Source organism: Lentzea sp. NPDC004789 (assembly GCF_053601075.1).
The window spans coordinates 769,508-789,598 of the sequence record NZ_JBSGBE010000002.1; the positions used below are offsets into that span (position 1 = coordinate 769,508).

Sequence of the window (20,091 nt, forward strand, 5' to 3'; positions counted from 1 at the left end):
CCCGGACACCAGTTGCCGGGGACACTGTTCCTTCGTGCTCGCAGGTCTGGTCTGAGGCGACGGATGCATCAGATGACCTGACGGATCTGGGCGAAGTGGCAGGCGGCCTCGTGGTCGGGCGCCTGGACCTCGCGCGGCGGTTCCAGCTCGATGCACGTGCGCTGCTTCTCCGGAGGCAGCGAGGCGTGCAGGAAGCACCGGGTGCGGAACCGGCAGCCGGACGGCGGGTTCGCCGGGCTCGGCAGGTCGCCGGTGAGGATGATCCTCTCCCGCTGGCGTTCCTTGACGGGGTCGGGGATCGGGATCGCCGACAGCAGTGCCTGCGTGTACGGGTGCCGCGGCGCGTCGAACACGCCGTTCACCTCGCCGATCTCGACGATCTTCCCCAGGTACATCACGGCCACCCGGTCCGCGATGTGCCGCACGACGGACAGGTCGTGGGCCACGAACAGGTAGGCGAGGCCGAGCTTCGACTTCAGCTCCTCCAGCAGGTTGATGACACCCGCCTGGATGGACACGTCGAGCGCGGACACCGGCTCGTCGAGCACGACGAGCTTCGGTTCGAGCGCGAGCGCCCGCGCGATGCCGATGCGCTGCCGCTGACCGCCGGAGAACTCGCCGGGGTAGCGCGACAGCTGCTCGGGACGCAGGCCCACGAGCCGCATCAGCTCCGGCACCCGGCGGTTGATCTCGTCCTTGCCGTAACCGTGCACCTGCATCGGCTCGGCGATGACGTCGTTGATCGTCAGGCGCGGGTCGAGCGAGGCCATCGGGTCCTGGAAGACCACCGACATGTCCCGGCGGATCTCGAAGCGGCGCTTCGAGTTCAGCGACGACACGTTGGTGCCGAGCACGGAGATCTCGCCGCCCATCGGCTTTTCGAGGCCGAGGATCTCCATCAGCGTGGTGGTCTTGCCGCAGCCCGACTCGCCGACCAGGCCGAGGGTCTCGCCCTCGCGGATGTCGAACGAGATGCCGGCCACGGCGTGCACGGTGCCGACGCGGCGCTTGAACACCACGCCCTTGTTGACCGCGTACTCCTTGACCAGGTTGTCGAGCTCCAGCACGGTCTCGCGCTGCTCGCGCGGCACCTTGGCGATCTCGGCGTCCTCGACGACCTCGGCGCCGAAGATCTCCGCGGCCGCCTCGGCGCCCTCGGCGTCGGTCGCCGCGATCTCACCGGTGCGGATGCACGCGGCGTGGTGCTCGGCCGAGCCGTCCACCTCGATCAGCGGCGGTTCCGCGGTGTGGCAGGCGTCGACGACCATCGGGCAGCGCGGCGCGAACGGGCAGCCCGGGGGCAGGTCCGTGAGCGACGGCGGCTGGCCCTTGATCGGCACCAGCGCCTGCTTCTCGCTGACGTCGAGGCGCGGGATCGAGCCGAGCAGGCCGAGCGTGTACGGCATGCGCGGCTGCTGGTAGATCTCCTCCACCTGGCCGGTCTCGACGGCACGGCCCGCGTACATGACCATCAGCCGGTCCGCGAACCCGGCGACGACGCCGAGGTCGTGGGTGATGATCACGATGCCCGCGCCGGTGACCTCCTGCGCGGTCTCCAGCAGCTGCAGCACCTGGGCCTGCACCGTCACGTCGAGCGCGGTGGTCGGCTCGTCGGCGATGATCAGGTCCGGGTCGTTGGCGATCGCCATGGCGATCACCGCGCGCTGCCGCATGCCGCCGGAGAACTCGTGCGGGAACGCCTTGGCGCGCTCGGCCGCGTTCGGGATGCCGACGAGGTCGAGCAGCTCGACCGCGCGCTTGGCGGCGGCCGACTTGGACACCGCGCCACCGCGGTGCACCAGGATCGCCTCGGCGATCTGGTCGCCGACGGTGTAGACGGGCGTCAGCGCCGACAGCGGGTCCTGGAACACCATCGAGATGCGCCGGCCGCGGATCTTCGACAGCTCCGTGTCGGAGCGGCCGATGAGCTCACGGCCCTGGAACTTGATGGACCCGGTGATGCGCGCGGACGAGGGCAGCAGGCCCATGACCGCGAGCGACGACACGGACTTGCCGGAACCGGACTCGCCGACGATGCCGAGCACCTCACCGGGCGAGACCTGGTAGCTCAGGCCGCGCACGGCCTGCACGCGACCGGACTCGCTGGGGAACGACACGTGGAGGTCTTCGACCTGCAGAACCGGCCCTTCGACGACCGGGTCGGCCGGCGCGTCGAACAGGATCTCCGAACTGGTCATCAGGCGGCCTTCTCCTTGGTGTCCTTCTTCTCCCGCTTGCGCACACGCGTGGAGGTGGGGTCGAGCGCGTCACGCAGACCGTCGCCGACCCAGTTCACCGCCAGCACGAACACGACGAGGAAGCCCGCCGGGAACAGGAACAGCCACGGGAAGGTCGTCGCGGACTCGGCGTTGCCGCCGATCAGCGTGCCGAGTGAGACGTCGGGCGACTGGACGCCGAAACCGAAGTAGCTCAGGCCGGTCTCGGCGAGCACGGCGGACCCGACGTTGATGGTGGCGTCGATGATCAGCAGCGACGCCATGTTGGGCACGATGTGCTTGGCGATGATCGTCCGCGCGGGCTGGCCCATGAACTTGGCCGCCTTCACGAACTCGCGTTCCTTCAGGGTCAGCGTCATACCGCGCACGATGCGCGCGGTGATCATCCACTGGAACGCCGCCAGCATCAGCACGAGCAGCCACCAGGACTTGCCGCGGAACCACGGGCTGAGGATGGCGATGATCAGGAAGGACGGCAACACGAGCAGCAGGTCGACCACCCACATGAGCGCCTTGTCGGCGACCCCGAGGAAGTAACCGGCCGCCGCACCGACGATCGCGGCCACGGTGGTCGAGATCAGCGCCACCAGCAGACCGATGATCAGCGACTTCTGCAGTCCGCGCATGGTCAGCGCGAACATGTCGGTGCCGATCTTGTCCGTGCCGAACACGTGGTCGGCGTACGGCGGCTGCAGGAACGCGGTGTAGTCGCGGTCCTCGTAGGTCCAGTGCGTGAGCAGCGGCCCGAGGAACGCGAGCAGGTACATCGCCACGATGATGCCGAGGCCGACCAGTGCCAGCCGGTTGCGCATGAAGCGGATCAGGACCAACCGGCCGCGCGTCATCGCCTTGCCCGGTTCGGGCGCGGCGTCGACGGGGCTGCCCGAGGCGGCGCCGGCGGTTCCCGCGGAGTCGCCCTCGTTGAGGATCACGGTCACGTCGTCGTCACCTTGCCTAGTTCACACGGATTCGGGGGTCGAGCGCGGCGTACAGCACGTCGGCGAGCCAGCCGGAGAACAGCACGCACACCGCGACGAACAGCGTCACCGTGGCGGTGATGTTCGTGTCCTGCGCCGAGATGCCGGTGACCAGCCAGTCACCCATGCCGAACCAGCCGAAGATCCGCTCGGTGAACGTGCCGCCGACGACGAGCAGGCCGAAACCGAACGCGAACAGCGTCGCCATCGGGATCAGCGCGGTGCGCAGACCGTGCTTGAACAGCGCCTTGCGGCGGGTGAGGCCCTTGGCCTGCGCGGTGCGCAGGAAGTCGCTGCCCAGCACGTCGAGCATCGACGAGCGCTGGTAACGGCTGTAGTAGGCGATCTGGCCGAGCGCGATCGCGAGCGTCGGCACGATCAGGTGCTGGATCCGGTCACCGAGGTGCTCGAACCAGTTGCCCTGCAAGCCGGGCGTCTCCTCACCGACGAAGATCAGCACGTTGTTGCCGATCGAGTCGTTGATGCCCTGCGCGCCCATCTTGAGCAGCGTGCCCAGCACGAAGACCGGCGTCGACAGCAGTATGAAGGAGAACAAGGTCGCGAAGTAGTCGCTGAACTTGTACTGCCGGATGGCGCTGACCACGCCGATCAGCACGCCGAACAGGATGCCGACGGTGATGCCGAGCAGGAACAGCCGCAGGCTCACGCCGATGCGCCGGCCCAGCTCGTCGGTGATCGGACGGTCGGTGATCGTCCGGCCGAAGTCTCCCTGAACCACACCGCTCATCCAGGTCACGAACCGCTCAGGGATCGGCTGGTCGAGGTGCAGGTCTCGTTTCTTCGCCTCGATCGACGCCGCCGGAGGCGGTGGGTTGCGTTGCTGCAACACCCCGATCGGGTCAAAGGTGACGGAGGCCAACGTGAACGCGAGGAACGTCGCCACGAGGGCGAGCACCACGTAGTTGACCAACCGCCGCAACAGAAATCCGGCCACCCGTGTTCAGTCCTCTCCCCGGTGGTTGCGACGTCGGCGCACTGGATTGCAGTGGACGAGTTGCAAGAGATTAACCGCCGATCTGGCGGACCGCCGCCCACCCCCACCATTCGCGGGGGCCCACTGACCGGGCCATAGTCACCCATGCGTGGCGGAATGTCGGCGCCAACAGCCACATCAACAGTTGACTCTCGGCAATTGTGTGTCCAAGCGTGACCATTGTGCGTCCAGATCGCTGTTTTCACCGTGAACTTCTGTCTCGCAACGGTTACACGTGACGCATCCGGGTGAATGCATTGACCGGAGGTTGTGGGACAAGCAGCGCAATGCGATCGGAAACCGGGCATCACGCAGCGGAGCGCTTTGAACGTGGACGGTTACTGCATCGATGCGGACCGGGTCACGCGACCGTCCAGCGCACCGGCAGCTGGGCCACTCCGCCCACGAGCTGCTCGGCCCGAGGGGTGAGCTGCGCCACGTCGATCGCTGGGCCGAACGTCTCGAACCGCGTCACGAGAGCGGTGAAGAGCTCCGTCAGCTCGATCCTGGCGAGAGGCGCGCCGATGCAGAACCTCGGGCCGTGGCCGAAGGTGAGGTGCGGGTTGGGCTCGCGGGGCACGAACGCGTCCGGGTCCGGGAAGCGGGTCTCGTCGCGGTTGGCCTGGGCGATGCCGAGCAGGACCAGGTCGCCGCACGGGATGTGGACGCCGTCGACGTCGATGTCGGCCATCGCGTACCGCGGCATGCCGGAGTCCTCGGAGGGCCGCACCGAGATCGGTGACGGGTGCCGCAGGATCTCCTCCACGACAGACGGGACCGCGCCGGGGTTTTCGCGCAAGGCGTGCCATTGGCCGGGGTTGAGGCTCAGCAACATGACGCCGCGGTCGATGGCCACGACCGTCGTCTCGTGTCCCGCGAACAGCAGGCCCGCGCTGAGCGACGCGACCGTCTCGTCCTGTCCCGGCGGGGCGGATTCGATCAACCGGGTGATGACGTCGTCGCCCGGTTCCTTCTTCTTCCGCTCGACGAGCTCGCCCATGTAGGCCCAGAGGCCGGCGGCGCCTTCCTGGGACCGCTGCGGGTCGTTGAGCGTGCCGACCGCCTCTGACCAGCGCCGGAACGTGTCGCGGTCCTCGTACGGGACGCCGAGCAGCTCGCAGATCACCAGCACGGGCAGCGTGAAGGACACGGCCTCGTGGAAGTCGGCCGGCTGAGGCTGCCGGACGAGGTCGTCGAGCAGGTCGTCGACGAGGTGCCGCACCCGTGGACGCAGCTGTTCCATGTTCCTGGCGGAGAACGACGGCGTGAGCATCCTGCGCATCCAGGCGTGGCGCTCGTTCTCCTCTTCCTCCGTGGCCTGATGCGGTTTGCCGAGCAGCACCGCGTTCGTGAACTTCGGCGCGTTGTCCGGGTCGGCGTGGCCGCGGCCGAGCCTGCGGTCCGCGAGCAGCGTCTTGATCAGGTCGTAGTCGGTGACCAGCCACGCCGGGTCGCCCGCCGGCGTGGTCACTCGCTTGATCATTTCTGTTCCCCCTAATCCGTCGCATACGACGCGTCGTGTCCAACGTACGCTCCGGCCATGGCCGACAACACCGCTTTCCGCGACGCCGAGGCCGTGATGACGCATTTGCGCGCATTGCGGCAGGAGCTGCTGACGACGTCGATGGAGCCGTCCGGGGACCGCGAGCGCAGCGGGCTGACCACACCCCAGGTCAGCGCGGTGCACTCGTTGCTCACGGTCGGCCCGGCCACGGTGACCGAGCTGGCGCGGCGGCTGAACCTCTCGCACAGCACGACGTCGGGGATCGTGGACCGGCTCGAAGCGCGCGGGCTGGTGTCACGCGAGCAGGACGCGAACGACCGCCGCTACACGCGGGTGCAGGTGACCGCGCCGGTCCAGCAGTACCGGCAGGACCTGGCGGACGGACCGTACGGGCGGCTGACGCTCGCGCTGCAGGCCGCCTCCCCGGCCCAGCGCGAGGCCGTGCTCGACGGGCTGGAGACGTTGCGCGCGCTGCTGGCCCGGTGAACGGCTAGCTGAGCCGCCAGAGCCGGTCGCCCGCGATCACGAAGACCTGACCGCCGGAGGTCTCCGCCGCCTTGACCTGGCCGGTGGGACCGTCCGCGGGCCGTTCGCCCTTCTCGGACACGAGCTTCACGCCGTTGTGGTCGATGAACACCGTCGGCGTGCCGTTGACCGGGACGGGTGCGGCGAGGGGCAGGTCGTCGCCCACCGGCACGTCCGGGACGGTCAGCTTCGTGAAGTCCGGGCCCGCCCACCACGCGAGCTTGCCCTTGCTGCGCCCCACGACGTGGCAGGTGCCGTCCCAGCACCGGGCGGCCAGCGCGGCGTCACCGTCCTTCAGGACCGAAGTGGTCCAGGTCGTCCCGTCGAACCGCCAGACCGCGGCACTGGGCGTGCCCTTCGCGATCTGCCAGCCGACGACGAGCACGCCCTTGCCGTCCTGGGTGACCGACAGCGGGAAGCGCAGCAGCTCCTGCGAGCTCTCCAGCACGGTGCCGCCGGAGGGCTGCCGGGTCCACGTGTCCTCCGCGTAGGTCCACATCGCGATGTCGAGACCCGCCTTGGCGCTCTGCCAGGTCCCGATGATCACCGGCCCCTGCGGCGTGCGCGCCACGCCGATCAGCTCCCCCGCGCCGTAGCCGCCGAACGTGCTGAACCCCTGCGGCTTCTCCACGATCTGCCGGTCGTCACCGGTCCACGCGCTCCACCGGACGTTGCCGTGCGCGCCACCGCGCTCGCCGCCGACACCGGTGATGGTGGTGCCGTCGGAGGTGATGCCGTACCAGTGCGCTTCCTTGCCGTACGGGGTCGCCGGGGTGAGCCGGACGTTGCTCATCGCGCCGTCCTTGGCGCGGGTGAGCAGTTCCGGGTGGTCGGACGGGCGGGTGCCGACCACCAGCAGGTCGCCGTGCTGCGCCAGCGCCTCCGGGGTGGCCGTGAGGTCGACGGCGGTGAAGCCGACCGAGTTGTCCGCCCCGCCGGAGGAGCAGCCGGCGAGGACCAGCAAAACCGCGAGCGTCAGCCTGCGCATGCGGGCCAGTATGACCACATGCGGCCCGAACCCGGTGAGGTACTGCACTTTTCCGAGGACCCGTCGATCACGAGGTTCGTGCCGCACCTGGCCGCCACCGCCCGGCAGCCGGAGAAGTACGTGTGGGCGGTCGACCACGACCTCTCCCCCGCCTACTGGTTCCCCCGGCAGTGCCCGCGCGCGATGGCCTGGGTGACACCTTCTTCGTCCAGCGCGGACCGCGAGCGGATCATCGGGCCGGGCTGCGGCGAGCGGGTGCACGCGGTCGAGTACGGGTGGCTGGAACGGATGCGGACCGTCTCGCTGTACGCGTACCGGCTGCCCGCGGGCGTGTTCCGGCCGTTCGGCGACTCCGCGCTGGTCGCGGTGGAGCCGGTCGTGCCGCTGGGACCGGCCGAACGGGTCGGGGACCTGTTCGAGCTGCACGAGGAGGCGGGCATCGGGCTGCGGGTGCTCCCCCGGTTGTGGCCGTTCTGGGACGCGGTGACGCGGAGTTCGCTCGGGTGGAGCGGCATCCGTCTGGGAAACGCCCTGCCACGTTGGGTGGAATGATCTGCGCCCATGCGGGTGCTGCTGGTGGAGGACGACGAGCCGATCGCGGAATCGCTCACGCGCGGGCTGTCGCGCTACGGCTACGAGGTCCGCTGGGTGCGGACGGGGTCGGAGGCGCTGGACGCCGCCGACGACTTCGCCCTGGTGCTGGTCGACCTCGGGCTGCCCGACGTGGACGGCCTGGACGTGTGCCGGGAGCTGCGGGCCCGCGGTGACGTGCCGATCATCGTGATCAGCGCGCGGTCCGACGAGGTCGACCGGGTGGTCGGGCTGGAGATCGGGGCCGACGACTACGTCACCAAGCCGTTCGGGGTGCGGGAGGTCGTGGCGCGCATGCGGGCGGTGCTGCGGCGCGCGCAACCGGCGCGGCAGGAACCCGCGCAGGAGCACGGGCGGCTGCGGATCGACCGGCGGGCGCGGCGCGTGCACCTCGACGGCGCCGAGGTCGACCTCACGCCGAAGGAGTTCGACCTGCTGGTGTTCCTCGCCGAGGAGCCGGGCGCGGTGTTCACCCGCGAGCAGATCATGGAGGCGGTGTGGGACGAGAACTGGTTCGGCCCCACCAAGACCCTCGACGTGCACGTGGGGGTGCTGCGCCGCAAGCTCGGTGACGCGGCGTCGCTGGAGACCGTGCGCGGCGTGGGATTCCGGTTGGTGCTCACGTGATCCGCCAGCTCGTCTGGAGCTACGTGCTGCTGGTCGCGGTGGCGATCGCGGCGTTCACGGTGCCGGTGGCGTTCACGCTGAACAACCAGATCTACGGCGACGCGGAGAACAGCGCGCGCCGGGAGGCGAGGACCGCGGCCCTGCTGCTGGCATCAGGCGACACCAGGTCGTTGAGCGCGCTGGTGGACGCCTACGAAATGCAGACGCCCGGCCGGATCGACGTCCTCGGCCCCGAGCCGGAGGGCAAGATCTGGGACTCGAAGGGCCTCAAGCTCACCGTCCAGGCGAAGAAACCGGACGGCACCGTGGTCGGCGCGATCCGGCTGTCCTATCCGGACGACCAGCTGACGGCCAGGCTGTGGCAGATCTGGGGTTTCCGCGCGGCACTGGCGGTCGGCGTGCTGATCGTGGCCGCGTTCCTCGGGCTGTGGCTGGCGCGGCGGGTCACCCGGCCGTTGCGGGAGCTGAACGAGATGGCCGCGCGGTTGCGCGACGGCGACCTGACCGCGCGCGCCGAGGAGACCGGGCCGCCGGAGACCCGCACGCTCGCGCGCACGCTGAACACCGCCACCGAGACCATCGGCACGCTGGTCGGGTCGCAGCGGGCGTTCATCGGCGACGCCTCGCACCAGCTGCGGACGCCGCTGACCGCGTTGCGGCTGTCGCTGGACAACGTGGGCGACGGCGTCGACGACCCGCACGTGCGCGAGGACGTCGAGATGGCCACGGCCGAGGTCGTGCGGATGTCCCGGCTGGTCAACGGGCTGCTCGCACTCGCGCGGGCCGAGGCCGACGTCGCGCACCCCGAACCCGTGCAGGTGTCCGACGTCGTCGCCGAACGGTTCACCGCGTGGCGCGCGGCGGCCGACGAACGCTCGATCTCCCTGGTGCGCGAAGGGCCCGGCATCCGCGTGCTCGCCACGCCGGGGCACCTCGAGCAGGTGCTGGACAACGTGCTGTCCAACGCGCTGGAGGTGTCCCCGGACGGCGCCACGATCCTGGTCCGCACCACCCGGCCGGGCCTGCTGGAGATCATCGATTCAGGCCCCGGCCTGCCGGAGGCCGAACGGCTGCGCGCGTTCGACCGCTTCTGGCGCGGTCAGGGACTGACCGGCAAGGGCGGGTCCGGGCTCGGCCTCGCGATCGTGAAGCAGCTCGTCACCGACAACGGCGGCACGGTGTCGCTGGAGGCCGCGCCCGGCGGCGGGCTGTGCGTGCGGATCAGGCTTTCTCCGGCATAGCCGACGAGTGGTGGTTCACGATGAGCCACTTCCCGCCGATCTTCTCGTAGACGAACGTGTAGCGGGCGTCCACAGTGGCCGGCTTCCCGTCCTTGGTGAGCGCGAACCGGTAGGTGCCCGCGTCGATCGCGTCGTCGGCGTTGAGGACGGCGACGTGCGAGTCGAGGATCGTGCCGCTCGGCTTGTTCTGCAGGAAGTGCTCGAAGTAGTCGACGATCTCGGCGCGGCTGGACCGCACCTTGTTCGACACCGTGGGCAGCAGAACCGCGTTCGGAGCGTAACGGTCGGCCACCTTCTGGGGGTCGCCCGTCGCGAGGGCCGCGTTCCAGTCGGCGAACAACGCCTTGATCTGCTCCTCCGTCGGCTTCGCCTCCTGCTTCGGCAGCTCGGCGGCATTGCTGGTGCATCCGGCGACCAGCAGAGCAACTCCGGCGACCGCGGAAACTCCTACCAGCTGCTTGCGCATCGTCATCCTCATCCCCGATCGTGTGGCTGTTGACATCCACTTTCGGGTTACACACGGAAGTGCTTGGACAGCGGCGGGCCAGCGTTCGGACAAGCTTTCGGAAAGCCTGGTAAATGTGGACGTATGGGACTTCTCAGCGGGATGATGGGGAACGCGTCGAAGCTCGACCCGAGGGCGGCCGCGCAGGAGTTCGGCCGGCTGCTGTCACAGGGAGAGCAGATCCACGCGGCGTACCAGCTGGTGCGCGACTCGTTCCTGTTCACCGACCGGCGGCTGATCCTGGTCGACAAGCAGGGCGTGACGGGCAAGAAGGTCGAGTACCACTCGGTGCCGTACAAGGCGATCACGCAGTTCTCAGTCGAGACCGCCGGCCACTTCGACCTCGACGCGGAGCTGAAGATCTGGGTCTCCAGCAGTGACGTCCCGATCGCCAAGCAGTTCGGCAAGGGCGTCGACGTCTACGAGGTGCAGGCCCTGCTGGCGGCTTTCGTGCGCTAGCAACGCGAGCGCCACCTCGGCCAGGCCCAGCAGGAGCGCGGTGACGACGTGGCTCGTGTCCAGCAGCAGGTTCAGCGCGGTCAGGACGGTGGGTGCGAACCGGCTGCGGACCAGCACTCGCACGATGACGGCTGCGCAGCGGGTGGTGGACATTTCCGTTCCCTTCCAAGGATTTCGCCTCTGCAGATACGTCGAACCAGACCCGCGCGTTTCGACGTCCCCAGGCAGAAATCCCGGCCGCGCAACGAAAAATCCCCCGCCGGCACGTGGCCTGCGGGGGATGTCGCCTGCGGGGTCTAGCGGGCCTGCAGCATCGGGCGGAACTTGTCGCGGTACGCCCACGCCAGCCCGATCTCGGCGGCGGCCACGACGACCGCGGTGACGATGCCGGACGGCTCCAGGAAGACGTGGAACAGGAAGATGTTCACGATCATCGGAGCGAGCATCGCGAGCGCCAGCGGCACGAACCGCCCGGCCAGCAACAGGAGTCCGGCCACCAGCTGGACCCCGGACGCCAGCTGCAGCATGTAGCCGGTGGCGTAGAGGGCGGCGCTGAACGCGACACCGGCGGGCGCCATCGTGCTCGGGTCCGGGGCGGGCATGAACATCAGGAACCCGTTCAGGCCCGTGGTGGCGAACAGCAGGCCGGTCAGCACGCGGGTGACGATCGTGGCGTAACGGCCGACGGCGAACTTGCGGGTCTTGGTGGCGGCGGCGGTGGCGATCGTGGCGGTCATCTCTGGTTCCTCCTGGGCTCTCGTGTCCTTCCACTGATGCGTCGAACGGCCACCCCGCCGGATCGACAACGGCGCCAGAAAAACTTCAGGAATTTTGTTCGCGCTGGTCAGAGGCGTGCGTGTCACCGGATCGGCCGCAGCTGACCGCTCTCGCGCGTCACCCGGAACGCGTATATCCGCCGCCACGCCGCCCGCTCTACAGGTAGGTGAGATTGACAGTGGTCGCGGCAGCCCCCGGTTACGGCAAGACGGAGATGGTCAGGCGCAAGGCGCGGTCGGCGCGGTGGTGCGAGGGCGAGGCGGCGGCGGAGTTCGTCCGGACCCGCAGGTGGGCACCCCAGGTCGTGCTCGACGAGCCGGCCGTGCCGGACGACGAGCTGCGGGAGTGGTTGCGGCGCACGCCGTGCGAGCGGGTCACGCTGATCACGACCCGGCCGTTCGAGTGGGAGGACGCGGTGCAGGTCGGCCCGCGGGAGCTCGCGCTGCCCGAGGCCGCGGTGGTGCCCGAGGTGTACCGGGCGACGCTCGGCTGGCCCGCACTCGCCCGGCGCTGGCCCGACCACGAGAACTACGTGCTCGCGACGGTCGTGCCCACGCTGTCGGTGAACGCACGGCACCTGCTCACGACGTTCGCCCGGCTCGGCCCGGTGCGGCGCGCGCTGTGCGGCGAGCTCGGCGTCGACCCGGCCGCGGTCGCCGAGCTGACCAGGCTCGGCGTCCTCGTCGACGGACAGCTGGTGCCGGCCGTCGCGGAGTCGGTCGAACCCACCGCGGTGAACCACCAGCTGGCCGCGCACTGGTACGCGCACAACGGTTTCCCGGCCGCCGCCGCCCGTCTGCACGACCGGCTCGGGCAACACCGGTCGCTCGCCGCGCTGCTCGACGAACGCGGCGGCGAGATCCTGCGCGCCGAACCGACCATCTTCGGCAAGCACCCGTTGCTGCGCGACAAGGCGAAGGCCATGGCCGCCGTGCACGTCGAACGGGCGAACGAGCTCTACGACGAGGCGCGCTACCCGGAGGCGCTCAAGCACGCCGACCTGGCCGTGCAGCTCTCGGCCGGCCGGGAGGCGCTGCGCATCAGGGGCCACGCGCTCGCCAGGCTCGGCCGGATCGAGGACGCGCGGATCTGCCTCGAACGCGCCCAGGCCGACGACGAGATCAGCTGGTACGAGCCGCGCGCACGTACTCGGCGACAGGGCTGAGCTTCAGCCAGTCCGGCAGGCCGCGCACCACCCAGCGCGGCCCGGTCAGCTCGATCGTGCCCGCGCGCACGGCGTCGAGCAGCTCCACCTCGCCCTCCCACATCCGGTAGAGCGTGGCGATGTCGGACGCCAGCACGGCGTCCACCTCCAGGCCTGGATCGGTGTAGCAGACCGAGGCGTCACCGGGTTCGACGACGAGCCAGAACGTGCGGCGCCGGTCGTTGACCCGGATCTCGATGGTCGCGCGGCGGCTCAGCGCGCCGGTGTCGATGCGGCCGTGCATCCACCACATCAGCACCTCGGGGTCGAGCTCGTCGGCCCGCGGGTCGCCGAACGCGTACCGGGCACCCCAGTCGGCGAGGCCGAACACCAAGGGCCGCAACGCTTCCCCGGCCTGAGTGAGCGTGTACCCGTCCCCGGTCCGCTCGACCAGACCGGCCGACGCCAGCTGCCGCAGCCGGCGCGACAGCAGCGCGCGGGAGAGTCCCGGCAGGCCGCGGGAGAGCTCGTTGAAGCGCGAGGCGCCGATGAGCATGTCCCGCACGATCAGCAACGTCCACCGGTCGCCCAGCACCTCGACGGCGCGGACGACCGGGCAGTACTGCGCATAGGTCCTCACAGGGGGAGTCTCCGCCGCCGCGGGTGTTTCGTTACCCCCGTCCGGTTCACTTTCAGAACTACCTGCGGGGCTCGCGCGTTCTTAGCTTCGTGTCATGACAACACTTGAGACACCACGCGTGACCGGCACGTTCCCGACGGTCACCAGAGACGACGACGCGAAGTTCGCCGGCCTGGCCGCCCGCATCGGCGCGGTCGCGGCGGCCCACGCGTCCGAACACGACCGTGACGCGACGTTCGTGGCCGAGGCGTACGAGGCGATGCGCGCGGAGGGCTACCTGGCGCTGGCCGTACCCGAGGAGCTGGGCGGTCTCGGCGCCACGATGCGCCAGGTCTGCTACGCGCAGGCGGAGCTCGCCCGGCACGACGGCGCGACCGCCCTGGCCGTGACCATGCACCTGTACCTCACGCTGATGCAGGGTTATCGCCGCCGCAAGGGCGCACCGGACGCGGAGGGCGTGCTGCGCAGGGTGGCCGAGGAAGGCCTGGTCATCGCGACCAGCGGCGGGTCGGACTGGCTGTGGCCGACGACCACCGCGACCCCGGTGGAGGGCGGGTTCCTGGTGTCCGGGCGCAAGGCGTTCTGCAGCCAGTCGCCGCGCGCGAACGTCGTGGCGACGTCCGCGGTGCTCGGCGAGGAGGTGCTGCACTTCAGCGCGCCGCTGAACGCCGAGGGCGTGCGGATCGAGGAAACCTGGGACACGCTCGGCATGCGCGGCACCGCGAGCCACGACGTGGTGCTGGAGAACGTGTTCATCCCGGCCGGGAAGATCGCGGCGCGCCGGCCGTACGGGGAGTTCGGCGCGCCGCTGTTCGCCGCGGTCGTGCACTTCGCGCCGGTGTGCGGGGCCACGTACTTCGGCATCGCGGCGGGCGCGCGGGACGTGGCCGTGCGGTCCACGGCGAAGAACGCCGTGCGCCAGATCGGGTTGATGGACTACAAGCTGCGCACCTCGTGGTGGTCGCTGATGGGCTCGATCGACGAGCTGGGCGAGGACTACACGGCCGGCGCCGAGGCGGTCACCACCGTGATGCTGGCGAAACGCCAGGCCGTGGTGGAGGCGGTCGAGGTCGTCAACCTCGCGATGGAGGTCCTCGGTGGACGGTCGTTCTTCAAGCGCTCACCGCTGGAACGCGCCTACCGCGACGTGCGGGCTGGAACGTTCCACCCGCTCACCCCGGAAGCCACACTCGTGTACGCGGGCAAGGTCGCACAGGGTGACCCCGGGGTGACCGAATAGGTTCAGGTTGTAGGTGTGCCAAGGGTTTGCGAGGATTCGGGTCCGTCTCTTCCAAAGGAGCGATTCCGGTGGCAACTCGCCTCAACCCGTACCTGCGCTTCAACGGCGACGCCCGTCAGGCGATGGAGTTCTACCAGTCGGTCTTCGGCGGTGAGCTGAGGATGAACACCTTCGGCGAGTTCGGCATGCAGGACTCGCCGCAGGCCGACCAGATCATGCACGCGCAGCTGGAAACGGAGTCCGGCTACACGCTGATGGCCTCCGACACGCCGCCCGGCATGCCCTACAACGCCGGGGACACCATCACCATCTCCCTGTCCGGTGACGAGGAGGTGCTGCGCACGTACTTCGAGCAGCTCGCGGACGGCGGCAAGATCGGCACGCCGCTGGAGAAGCAGATGTGGGGCGACGAGTACGGCGACCTCACCGACAGGTTCGGCGTCAGCTGGATGGTCAACATCGGCAGCCAGGGCTGACCCCGGTCGTGGGCGGGGCCTTCCGTGGTGGCCCCGCCCGCCGCGCTGACGCATCATGTGGACCATGAGCGAGCGTCTGCGCAGCGTGGTCGACCAACTCGCGATCCGGCCGGGCGACCGGGTGCTGGAGATCGGCTGCGGCCAGGGCGTGGCCGCCACCATGGTGTGCCAGCTGCTGTCCACCGGCACGCTCACCGCGATCGACCGCTCCACGCGGATGGTCGAGGCCGCCACCCGCCGCAACGCCGGGTACGTCGCGTCCGGCAAGGCCGAGTTCCTCATCGCCTCGCTGGAGGACGTGAACCTCGGCGACCGCCGGTTCGACCTGGTCTTCGCCGTGCGGGTCGGGTTGTTCCACCGCGACCCCGACCGCGCGCACTCGCTGCTGCGGCCCTGGCTCGCCCCGGATGCCCGCGTGCGCACGTTCTACGACGTGCCGGTCTAGCGCCGGGCTCACGCATGAGGCTCCACCTGCTCGGTTGAGCGTTTCGGCGCGAGCACGACCCGAGGAACGGTCATGGCGCCGGCCAATGCACCCAGGGCGGTGACCGCCGCCGCCGTCATGGCCGCCGCGTGCAGGGAAACGCGCTCGGCGAGCCACGGTCCCGCGAGCGCGCCGGCGAGCGTCGCGAACGCCTCGACCATCAGGAACACCGCGCTGACCCGGCCGAGCCGGCCGTTGCCCACCACCCGCTGCAAGGCGATCCGAGGCACCACGACCGTGACCGACCCGAACACCCCGATGACCACCGCCGCGCCGGCCGCCGCCCCGAGCTCTCGCGCGCTGAACAACAGCGCGAACCCGGCCGCGGTGGCGAGCTGTGCCCCCGCGAGCACCGTCCGCACCTGCACGCGGTCGAGCCACCGCACGACCACCGCGCCACCGAGGAACCCTGCCCCGAGCGCCGACAACACGACCCCGACCTGCGTGCTGCCGCCGAGGTCGCGCATTCCGAACGGCACGAGCAGCGCGCTCAACGCCGCGTTCGCCGCCAGGAACACCCCGGTGAGCGGCAACAACGCCCGTTCCAGCTCCCCCAGCGGCATCTTCTCCTGCCGCTCCGCCTTCGCCACCGGCCTCGGGCGAGTGCACGCGATCGCCGCCGCCGAGATCAGGTAGCCGGCCACGTCCAGGCCGACCACCGCCTCGAACCCGGCCCACACGAGCAGGACGCCGCCGAGTGGTGGGCCCACCAGCCGCACCACACCGTCGGTCACGGCGTTCCACGAGTTGGCGCTGCTCAGCTCCGGCCCGAACCCGGTGACCGCCGGCAGGTGCGCCTGCGCCGCGGGCCGGAACACCACCGCGCCAACGCTTTCCGCGACCACCGCCGCGTAGATCGCCGTCGGCGTCCCCACCAGCATCGCCGTCACGGCGGCGGCGCGGAACAGATCGGCCGCGATCATCACCCGCCGCCGGTCCCACCGGTCCGCCAGCACCCCCGCCACCGGCCCCAGCACCGCCACGGGCAGGTACTCCGCCGCGAGCGTCAACCCGGTGGCGAACACCGACCCGGTCAGCGCGTACACGTGCGCCGGCACCGCCACCACCAGCAACCACGACCCGAACAGGCTGACCGCCCGCCCACCCCACAACAACCGGAAATCCCTCATCCCCCAGGCACTCATACTCACAAGATAGAGACAGGCAAGCAGTGTTCTGTCAAGATAGCTCCGTGGACAACCTGGGCCCCGCCCTCCGCAGCCTGCGGCAAGCCGGCGGCCGCACGGTCGCCTCCGTCGCGGCCGACGCCGGCCTGTCCGTGCCGTACATCGCCAACCTCGAGAACGGCCGCGGCAACCCGACGTTGAGCGCCCTCGCCCGCCTGGCCGGCGCGCTCGGCACCGAGCTGCACGTCTCGTTCGGGTCACCGTCGTCCTCACCGCCCCCGCTGCCGCCCTCGCTCGCGCGGCTGCGGCGGACCGAGCGGTTCCGCCGTGCGGTCGCTTTGCTGGAGGCCGAACCCGGCGAGGTGATTGCGGCGCTGGCCGCGATCGGGCAGGTTGTCGAGGCGGGTGAGCAGGACTGGTGGCGGGTTCTGGACGCGCTGGTGCTGATCGCCCGCCATCCGGCCGAGCGCGGGAGGTGAGATGCCGAGGATCAACGACGTCGGCGGGGTGGACGGGTTCGGGCCGGTGCTCCAGGAGCCCGACGAACCCCCGTTCCACGCGGACTGGGAGGCGCACGTGTTCGCCATGAACCGGGCGCTGGTCGGGCGCGGGGTCTACAACCTGGACGAGTTCCGGGACGCGGTCGAGCGGACGATGTCGCACGAGTCGTCGTACTACGAGAACTGGTTCCGGGCCATCCAGACGCTCCTGAAGGAGAAGGGGCATGTCTGAGCGGTACCGGGAGGGCGACCGCGTGCGCACGTCCACAGTGGACCCCGATCATCACACCAGGCTGCCGGGCTACGCGCGCGGGAAGACCGGGGTGGTCGTCGGCAGCGACGGCGTGCATCCGCTGGCGGACCTGAGAGCGCAAGGAATCGAGCGGCCGCAGCCGGTCTACGTCGTGCGGTTCACCGCACAGGAGCTGTTCGGACGAGGCGATCACACCGTGACGCTGTCCCTTTGGGAGGACTACCTCAGCGATGAGTGACGACCACGACGACTCCCCGATCGCCGCACGCGTCCGGGAGCTGGAAGCGGTCCTGGAGGAGAAGGGACTTCTCGACGCCGCGGAGCTCGACCGCGCGTTGGAGGCGTTCGCGCACAACGCCACGCCTGCCAACGGTTTTCGCGTGGTTGCGCGGGCGTGGGCGGACGACGGGTTCAGGGCCAGGCTGGTCGAGGACGCGAACTCGGCGTTGCCGGAGGTCGGGTTGTCGATGGGCGGCGGGCTGCAGGTGCAGCGGCTGCGGGTGGTCGAGAACACCGAGGAGGTCCACAACGTGGTCGTGTGCACGCTGTGCAGCTGCTACCCGATCGCGCTGCTCGGACCGTCACCGACCTGGTACAAGAGCCCGGCCTACCGGTCCAGAGTGGTCAGTCACCCGCGTGAGGTGCTGGCGGGGTTCGGGCTCGACCTGCCGCGGGAGACCGAGATCCGGGTGTGGGACGCGAACGCCGAGACGCGGTACATGGTGTTGCCGCGGCGACCCGCGGGCACCGAGCACCTGAGTGAAGAAGAGCTGGCCGGACGGGTCACGCGCAACGGCCTGATCGGCACCGCGGCCGTCTGAGACGACCGCGGTGCCTGGGGAACTACAGGTTCTTCATGATGGTGTCGATCGCCTTGCCGAGCTGCGCGTACTTCTGCGTGTACAGCACGGGGAACACACCCGGCGGGTCGGCGGGGCGGTCGCGGTCGACGTAGTCGGTGCCGAGGTTGCAGAACACCACCACGATGTAGTTGCGCTTGTCCTTGCCGCGCAACGACTTCACGATGCCCGCGTCAGAACCGGTGGTGTCGACCCAGCCGGTCTTGTGCGCGAACGTCACCTCGGCGGCCTCGTTGCACGGGCGGACGTCGCGGTCGTAGATCGCGTCACCGACCGTGACGGTGCCGTCCGGCTTGATCCAGCGCGCCGGCACCTGCTGCGGCAGGCCCTGCACCGGGTAGGCGCGACCGCACCAGTTCGGCGTGGACAGCATCTCGTTGTGGCCCTGGCCGCCCAGCGTGTCCAGGAAGAACTTCCGCGACGAGGCGGACAGCTCGTTCCTCGTCACCTGCTTGCCCTTGTCGGTCGTCCACAGCACGCCGGGACCGCCGTTGACCAGCAGCAGGAGCTTCGCGGTGTCGAGGCCGCTCATGTTCGAGCCGATCCAGCGGCCACCGTTGCCGGGAATGGTGCCGGTGACCATCAGGGTCGGCATACCGAGGTCGGCGAACGTCTGGTTGACCGCGTCCCACGCCTTCAGGTCGTGGATCAGCTTGATCAGCGCGCAGGTCGACTCGTTCTGCGACTTGGTGATCATCTCGTCGAAGTGCTGGCGGATCTTCTTCACCGACGGCCCGCCGCACGCCTCGCGCACCGGGTTCGGGTCGTAGACGTAGTCCGCGTCGAGGTCGATCTTGCCCTGGTCGGCCAGCCGCAGCACGCCGAAGCCCACCATCAGCTTGAGCACCGACGCCGGGTACGGCGAGGAGAAGTCGATCGCCGCGTTCTCCCGGCCCGCCAGCACGTCACGGGTGCCCTTGCCGCCGTTGGCGTCCCACTCGTCGTCGTCCCACCAGCGGTACCGGACCTGGTCGGTCGACAGGCCCTTGTGCTTGACCGGCACCACGACGCCGTTCGGGTACTGCGGGCTGAGCAGCACGTTCGCCACGCTCGCCGGCCGTCCGAACGCGTCGAGCTCGATGATCGCCGCGTCCATGTTCGGCGTCTGGTGCAACGGCTTTCCGGCCTCCGCCGCCGTCCGCGCCTGAGCCTTCTGCCTCAGGTCGGCGGGCGACGCGTCGTACTTCTCGCGCTTCTCGCCCCGCGCCAGCGACCGGGCGCCCGATGCCGGCGGCGTCAGGTCGATGACGTCCTTGAAGTTCTGCGCGACGATCGCTTCCCGCAGCCGTTCGGCCAGCGAGTGGTGGTAGCCGTCCGCGGCCGCCGACGGCGCCAGCGCGGCACCGGTCAGCGTGAGAGCGGTGCACAACACGGTCATCCGCTTGAGTTTCATTCACTTCCCCCAGTCGAAGTGGATCTCCCGCGAAGGGTAGTACATCACTCGCAGCGCGCGCTCTTCGTAGTGCCCTCCACGGAGATCCGCACGGCGCCGGGCCTCAGCTCACCCAGCACGCACGCCTGTGGCAGCGTGATCACGAACGCCACCCCGGTGACGGCCTCGTCGGGGCGGAACACCCGCGCGTCGTGACCGGCAAGCGCTTTCCGGGTGGCGTCGAGCGAGAAGTCGCCGGACGCGCAGACCTGCTCCACAGCGGACCGGATCGCGGCGGCGACCTCCGAACCCGCGCGGGTGCCGTCCGGCGACAGCGGTTCCCGCGCCACCCGAGGGATCAGCGGAGCGGGCACCGCCTGCACGGTGGCAGGGTTCGGCGTGCAGGACCTCGGTGGCAGGCTGGTCGGCGCGGTCGGCTGCACGAGCTCGGCGTGCATTGACACGGTCGGCCTGGCGGTGAACGACGGCTGAGTGACCGGCTCGGTCCCATCACAGCCCGTACACCACAGCAACGCCACGGCCAGTGCCCCCAGCACTCTCCCCATGCCC

At 70.0% G+C, this 20,091-nt stretch carries 24 protein-coding genes; 13 read left to right on the plus strand and 11 right to left on the minus strand.

Annotated elements, in window-relative coordinates; all coding sequences use genetic code 11:
- Window positions 1–68: 68 nt before the first annotated feature.
- The 4 genes from ACWEIJ_RS07195 to ACWEIJ_RS07210 form a co-directional block, all read right to left on the minus strand.
- The gene (locus ACWEIJ_RS07195) at window positions 69–2,198 is read right to left on the minus strand and encodes an ABC transporter ATP-binding protein (RefSeq protein WP_449836269.1); all 2,130 of its coding nucleotides are present in this window, start codon (window positions 2,196–2,198) and stop codon (window positions 69–71) included.
- On the minus strand, window positions 2,198–3,175 hold the full coding sequence (locus ACWEIJ_RS07200) for an ABC transporter permease (RefSeq protein WP_449836270.1): 978 nt from the start codon (window positions 3,173–3,175) through the stop codon (window positions 2,198–2,200). Before ACWEIJ_RS07200 ends, ACWEIJ_RS07195 begins: the two co-directional genes overlap by 1 nt.
- A 16-nt stretch (window positions 3,176–3,191) precedes the next feature.
- Entirely contained in the window at window positions 3,192–4,169 is a 978-nt protein-coding gene (locus tag ACWEIJ_RS07205) for an ABC transporter permease (RefSeq protein WP_449836271.1), read from the minus strand.
- Window positions 4,170–4,569: 400 nt separating this feature from the next.
- Window positions 4,570–5,691 carry a cytochrome P450 gene (locus ACWEIJ_RS07210; protein ID WP_449836272.1) on the minus strand — a complete coding sequence of 374 codons (1,122 nt, stop codon included), beginning with the start codon at window positions 5,689–5,691 and terminating at the stop codon, window positions 4,570–4,572.
- Between the two features lie 57 nt (window positions 5,692–5,748).
- Here ACWEIJ_RS07210 and ACWEIJ_RS07215 point away from each other — a divergent pair, with 57 nt between their 5' ends.
- A complete protein-coding gene (locus tag ACWEIJ_RS07215) occupies window positions 5,749–6,198 on the plus strand; it encodes a MarR family winged helix-turn-helix transcriptional regulator (protein WP_449836273.1) in 450 nt (149 codons plus the stop codon).
- Between the two features lie 4 nt (window positions 6,199–6,202).
- Here the strand turns inward: ACWEIJ_RS07215 and ACWEIJ_RS07220 are convergent, their stop codons facing one another.
- A complete protein-coding gene (locus tag ACWEIJ_RS07220; RefSeq protein ID WP_449836274.1) occupies window positions 6,203–7,225 on the minus strand; it encodes a hypothetical protein in 1,023 nt (340 codons plus the stop codon).
- Between the two features lie 18 nt (window positions 7,226–7,243).
- On the opposite strand from ACWEIJ_RS07220, the gene ACWEIJ_RS07225 reads away from it, so the two are divergent.
- The 3 genes from ACWEIJ_RS07225 to ACWEIJ_RS07235 are packed head-to-tail and all read left to right on the plus strand — an operon-like array spanning window position 7,244 to window position 9,684.
- Window positions 7,244–7,777 carry a DUF6886 family protein gene (locus ACWEIJ_RS07225; protein ID WP_449836275.1) on the plus strand — a complete coding sequence of 178 codons (534 nt, stop codon included), beginning with the start codon at window positions 7,244–7,246 and terminating at the stop codon, window positions 7,775–7,777.
- A gap of 9 nt (window positions 7,778–7,786) precedes the next feature.
- The gene (locus tag ACWEIJ_RS07230) at window positions 7,787–8,443 is read left to right on the plus strand and encodes a response regulator transcription factor (protein WP_449836276.1); all 657 of its coding nucleotides are present in this window, start codon (window positions 7,787–7,789) and stop codon (window positions 8,441–8,443) included.
- Window positions 8,440–9,684: a sensor histidine kinase gene (locus ACWEIJ_RS07235; protein WP_449836277.1), complete on the plus strand. Its 1,245-nt coding sequence runs from the start codon at window positions 8,440–8,442 to the stop codon at window positions 9,682–9,684. Before ACWEIJ_RS07230 ends, ACWEIJ_RS07235 begins: the two co-directional genes overlap by 4 nt.
- On the opposite strand, the gene ACWEIJ_RS07240 is transcribed toward ACWEIJ_RS07235, so the two are convergent.
- Window positions 9,665–10,150, minus strand: a complete 486-nt coding sequence (locus ACWEIJ_RS07240) for an SgcJ/EcaC family oxidoreductase (protein WP_449836278.1) — start codon at window positions 10,148–10,150, stop codon at window positions 9,665–9,667. The two genes, ACWEIJ_RS07235 and ACWEIJ_RS07240, sit on opposite strands and share 20 nt — an antisense overlap.
- A 123-nt stretch (window positions 10,151–10,273) precedes the next feature.
- Here ACWEIJ_RS07240 and ACWEIJ_RS07245 point away from each other — a divergent pair, with 123 nt between their 5' ends.
- Complete coding sequence (locus tag ACWEIJ_RS07245) at window positions 10,274–10,648, plus strand: PH domain-containing protein (protein WP_449836279.1); 375 nt, start codon at window positions 10,274–10,276, stop codon at window positions 10,646–10,648.
- A gap of 296 nt (window positions 10,649–10,944) precedes the next feature.
- Here ACWEIJ_RS07245 and ACWEIJ_RS07250 read toward each other — a convergent pair whose 3' ends face one another.
- Window positions 10,945–11,385, minus strand: a complete 441-nt coding sequence (locus ACWEIJ_RS07250; protein ID WP_449836280.1) for a hypothetical protein — start codon at window positions 11,383–11,385, stop codon at window positions 10,945–10,947.
- A gap of 218 nt (window positions 11,386–11,603) precedes the next feature.
- Between ACWEIJ_RS07250 and ACWEIJ_RS07255 the strand changes: the two genes are divergently transcribed.
- Entirely contained in the window at window positions 11,604–12,590 is a 987-nt protein-coding gene (locus ACWEIJ_RS07255; RefSeq protein WP_449836281.1) for a hypothetical protein, read from the plus strand.
- Here the strand turns inward: ACWEIJ_RS07255 and ACWEIJ_RS07260 are convergent.
- A complete protein-coding gene (locus tag ACWEIJ_RS07260; protein WP_449836282.1) occupies window positions 12,547–13,209 on the minus strand; it encodes a winged helix-turn-helix transcriptional regulator in 663 nt (220 codons plus the stop codon). The two genes, ACWEIJ_RS07255 and ACWEIJ_RS07260, sit on opposite strands and share 44 nt — an antisense overlap.
- A 94-nt stretch (window positions 13,210–13,303) precedes the next feature.
- Between ACWEIJ_RS07260 and ACWEIJ_RS07265 the strand changes: the two genes are divergently transcribed.
- From ACWEIJ_RS07265 to ACWEIJ_RS07275, 3 genes are all read left to right on the plus strand, one after another.
- On the plus strand, window positions 13,304–14,449 hold the full coding sequence (locus ACWEIJ_RS07265; protein WP_449836283.1) for an acyl-CoA dehydrogenase family protein: 1,146 nt from the start codon (window positions 13,304–13,306) through the stop codon (window positions 14,447–14,449).
- A gap of 68 nt (window positions 14,450–14,517) precedes the next feature.
- Window positions 14,518–14,925 carry a VOC family protein gene (locus ACWEIJ_RS07270; protein WP_449836284.1) on the plus strand — a complete coding sequence of 136 codons (408 nt, stop codon included), beginning with the start codon at window positions 14,518–14,520 and terminating at the stop codon, window positions 14,923–14,925.
- Window positions 14,926–14,989: 64 nt separating this feature from the next.
- Window positions 14,990–15,370, plus strand: coding sequence for a class I SAM-dependent methyltransferase (locus ACWEIJ_RS07275; RefSeq protein WP_449836285.1), 381 nt, complete (start codon window positions 14,990–14,992; stop codon window positions 15,368–15,370).
- Between the two features lie 8 nt (window positions 15,371–15,378).
- Here ACWEIJ_RS07275 and ACWEIJ_RS07280 read toward each other — a convergent pair whose 3' ends face one another.
- Window positions 15,379–16,554: an MFS transporter gene (locus tag ACWEIJ_RS07280; protein ID WP_449836286.1), complete on the minus strand. Its 1,176-nt coding sequence runs from the start codon at window positions 16,552–16,554 to the stop codon at window positions 15,379–15,381.
- A 47-nt stretch (window positions 16,555–16,601) separates the two neighbouring features.
- Between ACWEIJ_RS07280 and ACWEIJ_RS07285 the strand changes: the two genes are divergently transcribed.
- Genes ACWEIJ_RS07285 through ACWEIJ_RS07300 form a run of 4 tightly spaced genes read left to right on the plus strand, consistent with a single transcriptional unit; the run spans window position 16,602 to window position 18,110 of the window.
- Window positions 16,602–17,015 carry a helix-turn-helix domain-containing protein gene (locus ACWEIJ_RS07285; protein ID WP_449836287.1) on the plus strand — a complete coding sequence of 138 codons (414 nt, stop codon included), beginning with the start codon at window positions 16,602–16,604 and terminating at the stop codon, window positions 17,013–17,015.
- 1 nt (window position 17,016) lies between these two features.
- Window positions 17,017–17,268 (plus strand): hypothetical protein, encoded by a 252-nt coding sequence (locus ACWEIJ_RS07290; RefSeq protein WP_449836288.1) that lies wholly within the window; start codon window positions 17,017–17,019, stop codon window positions 17,266–17,268.
- Window positions 17,261–17,527 (plus strand): SH3-like domain-containing protein, encoded by a 267-nt coding sequence (locus tag ACWEIJ_RS07295; RefSeq protein WP_449836289.1) that lies wholly within the window; start codon window positions 17,261–17,263, stop codon window positions 17,525–17,527. Before ACWEIJ_RS07290 ends, ACWEIJ_RS07295 begins: the two co-directional genes overlap by 8 nt.
- Window positions 17,520–18,110, plus strand: coding sequence for a nitrile hydratase subunit alpha (locus tag ACWEIJ_RS07300; protein WP_449836290.1), 591 nt, complete (start codon window positions 17,520–17,522; stop codon window positions 18,108–18,110). Before ACWEIJ_RS07295 ends, ACWEIJ_RS07300 begins: the two co-directional genes overlap by 8 nt.
- A gap of 22 nt (window positions 18,111–18,132) precedes the next feature.
- On the opposite strand, the gene ACWEIJ_RS07305 is transcribed toward ACWEIJ_RS07300, so the two are convergent.
- On the minus strand, window positions 18,133–19,527 hold the full coding sequence (locus ACWEIJ_RS07305; protein WP_449836291.1) for a serine hydrolase: 1,395 nt from the start codon (window positions 19,525–19,527) through the stop codon (window positions 18,133–18,135).
- 59 nt (window positions 19,528–19,586) lie between these two features.
- On the minus strand, window positions 19,587–20,087 hold the full coding sequence (locus ACWEIJ_RS07310) for a hypothetical protein (protein WP_449836292.1): 501 nt from the start codon (window positions 20,085–20,087) through the stop codon (window positions 19,587–19,589).
- Window positions 20,088–20,091: the final 4 nt, after the last annotated feature.

Coding starts and splice junctions, on each gene's coding strand:
- ACWEIJ_RS07195 (WP_449836269.1), bottom strand. CDS start 2,198: ATGACCAGTTCGGAGATCCTGTTCGACGCGCCGGCCGACCCGGTCGTC.
- ACWEIJ_RS07275 (WP_449836285.1), top strand. CDS start 14,990: ATGAGCGAGCGTCTGCGCAGCGTGGTCGACCAACTCGCGATCCGGCCG.
- ACWEIJ_RS07310 (WP_449836292.1), bottom strand. CDS start 20,087: ATGGGGAGAGTGCTGGGGGCACTGGCCGTGGCGTTGCTGTGGTGTACG.
- ACWEIJ_RS07245 (WP_449836279.1), top strand. CDS start 10,274: ATGGGACTTCTCAGCGGGATGATGGGGAACGCGTCGAAGCTCGACCCG.
- ACWEIJ_RS07240 (WP_449836278.1), bottom strand. CDS start 10,150: ATGCGCAAGCAGCTGGTAGGAGTTTCCGCGGTCGCCGGAGTTGCTCTG.
- ACWEIJ_RS07295 (WP_449836289.1), top strand. CDS start 17,261: ATGTCTGAGCGGTACCGGGAGGGCGACCGCGTGCGCACGTCCACAGTG.
- ACWEIJ_RS07210 (WP_449836272.1), bottom strand. CDS start 5,691: ATGATCAAGCGAGTGACCACGCCGGCGGGCGACCCGGCGTGGCTGGTC.
- ACWEIJ_RS07300 (WP_449836290.1), top strand. CDS start 17,520: ATGAGTGACGACCACGACGACTCCCCGATCGCCGCACGCGTCCGGGAG.
- ACWEIJ_RS07220 (WP_449836274.1), bottom strand. CDS start 7,225: ATGCGCAGGCTGACGCTCGCGGTTTTGCTGGTCCTCGCCGGCTGCTCC.
- ACWEIJ_RS07290 (WP_449836288.1), top strand. CDS start 17,017: ATGCCGAGGATCAACGACGTCGGCGGGGTGGACGGGTTCGGGCCGGTG.
- ACWEIJ_RS07230 (WP_449836276.1), top strand. CDS start 7,787: ATGCGGGTGCTGCTGGTGGAGGACGACGAGCCGATCGCGGAATCGCTC.
- ACWEIJ_RS07265 (WP_449836283.1), top strand. CDS start 13,304: ATGACAACACTTGAGACACCACGCGTGACCGGCACGTTCCCGACGGTC.
- ACWEIJ_RS07280 (WP_449836286.1), bottom strand. CDS start 16,554: ATGAGTGCCTGGGGGATGAGGGATTTCCGGTTGTTGTGGGGTGGGCGG.
- ACWEIJ_RS07305 (WP_449836291.1), bottom strand. CDS start 19,527: ATGACCGTGTTGTGCACCGCTCTCACGCTGACCGGTGCCGCGCTGGCG.
- ACWEIJ_RS07250 (WP_449836280.1), bottom strand. CDS start 11,385: ATGACCGCCACGATCGCCACCGCCGCCGCCACCAAGACCCGCAAGTTC.
- ACWEIJ_RS07225 (WP_449836275.1), top strand. CDS start 7,244: ATGCGGCCCGAACCCGGTGAGGTACTGCACTTTTCCGAGGACCCGTCG.
- ACWEIJ_RS07215 (WP_449836273.1), top strand. CDS start 5,749: ATGGCCGACAACACCGCTTTCCGCGACGCCGAGGCCGTGATGACGCAT.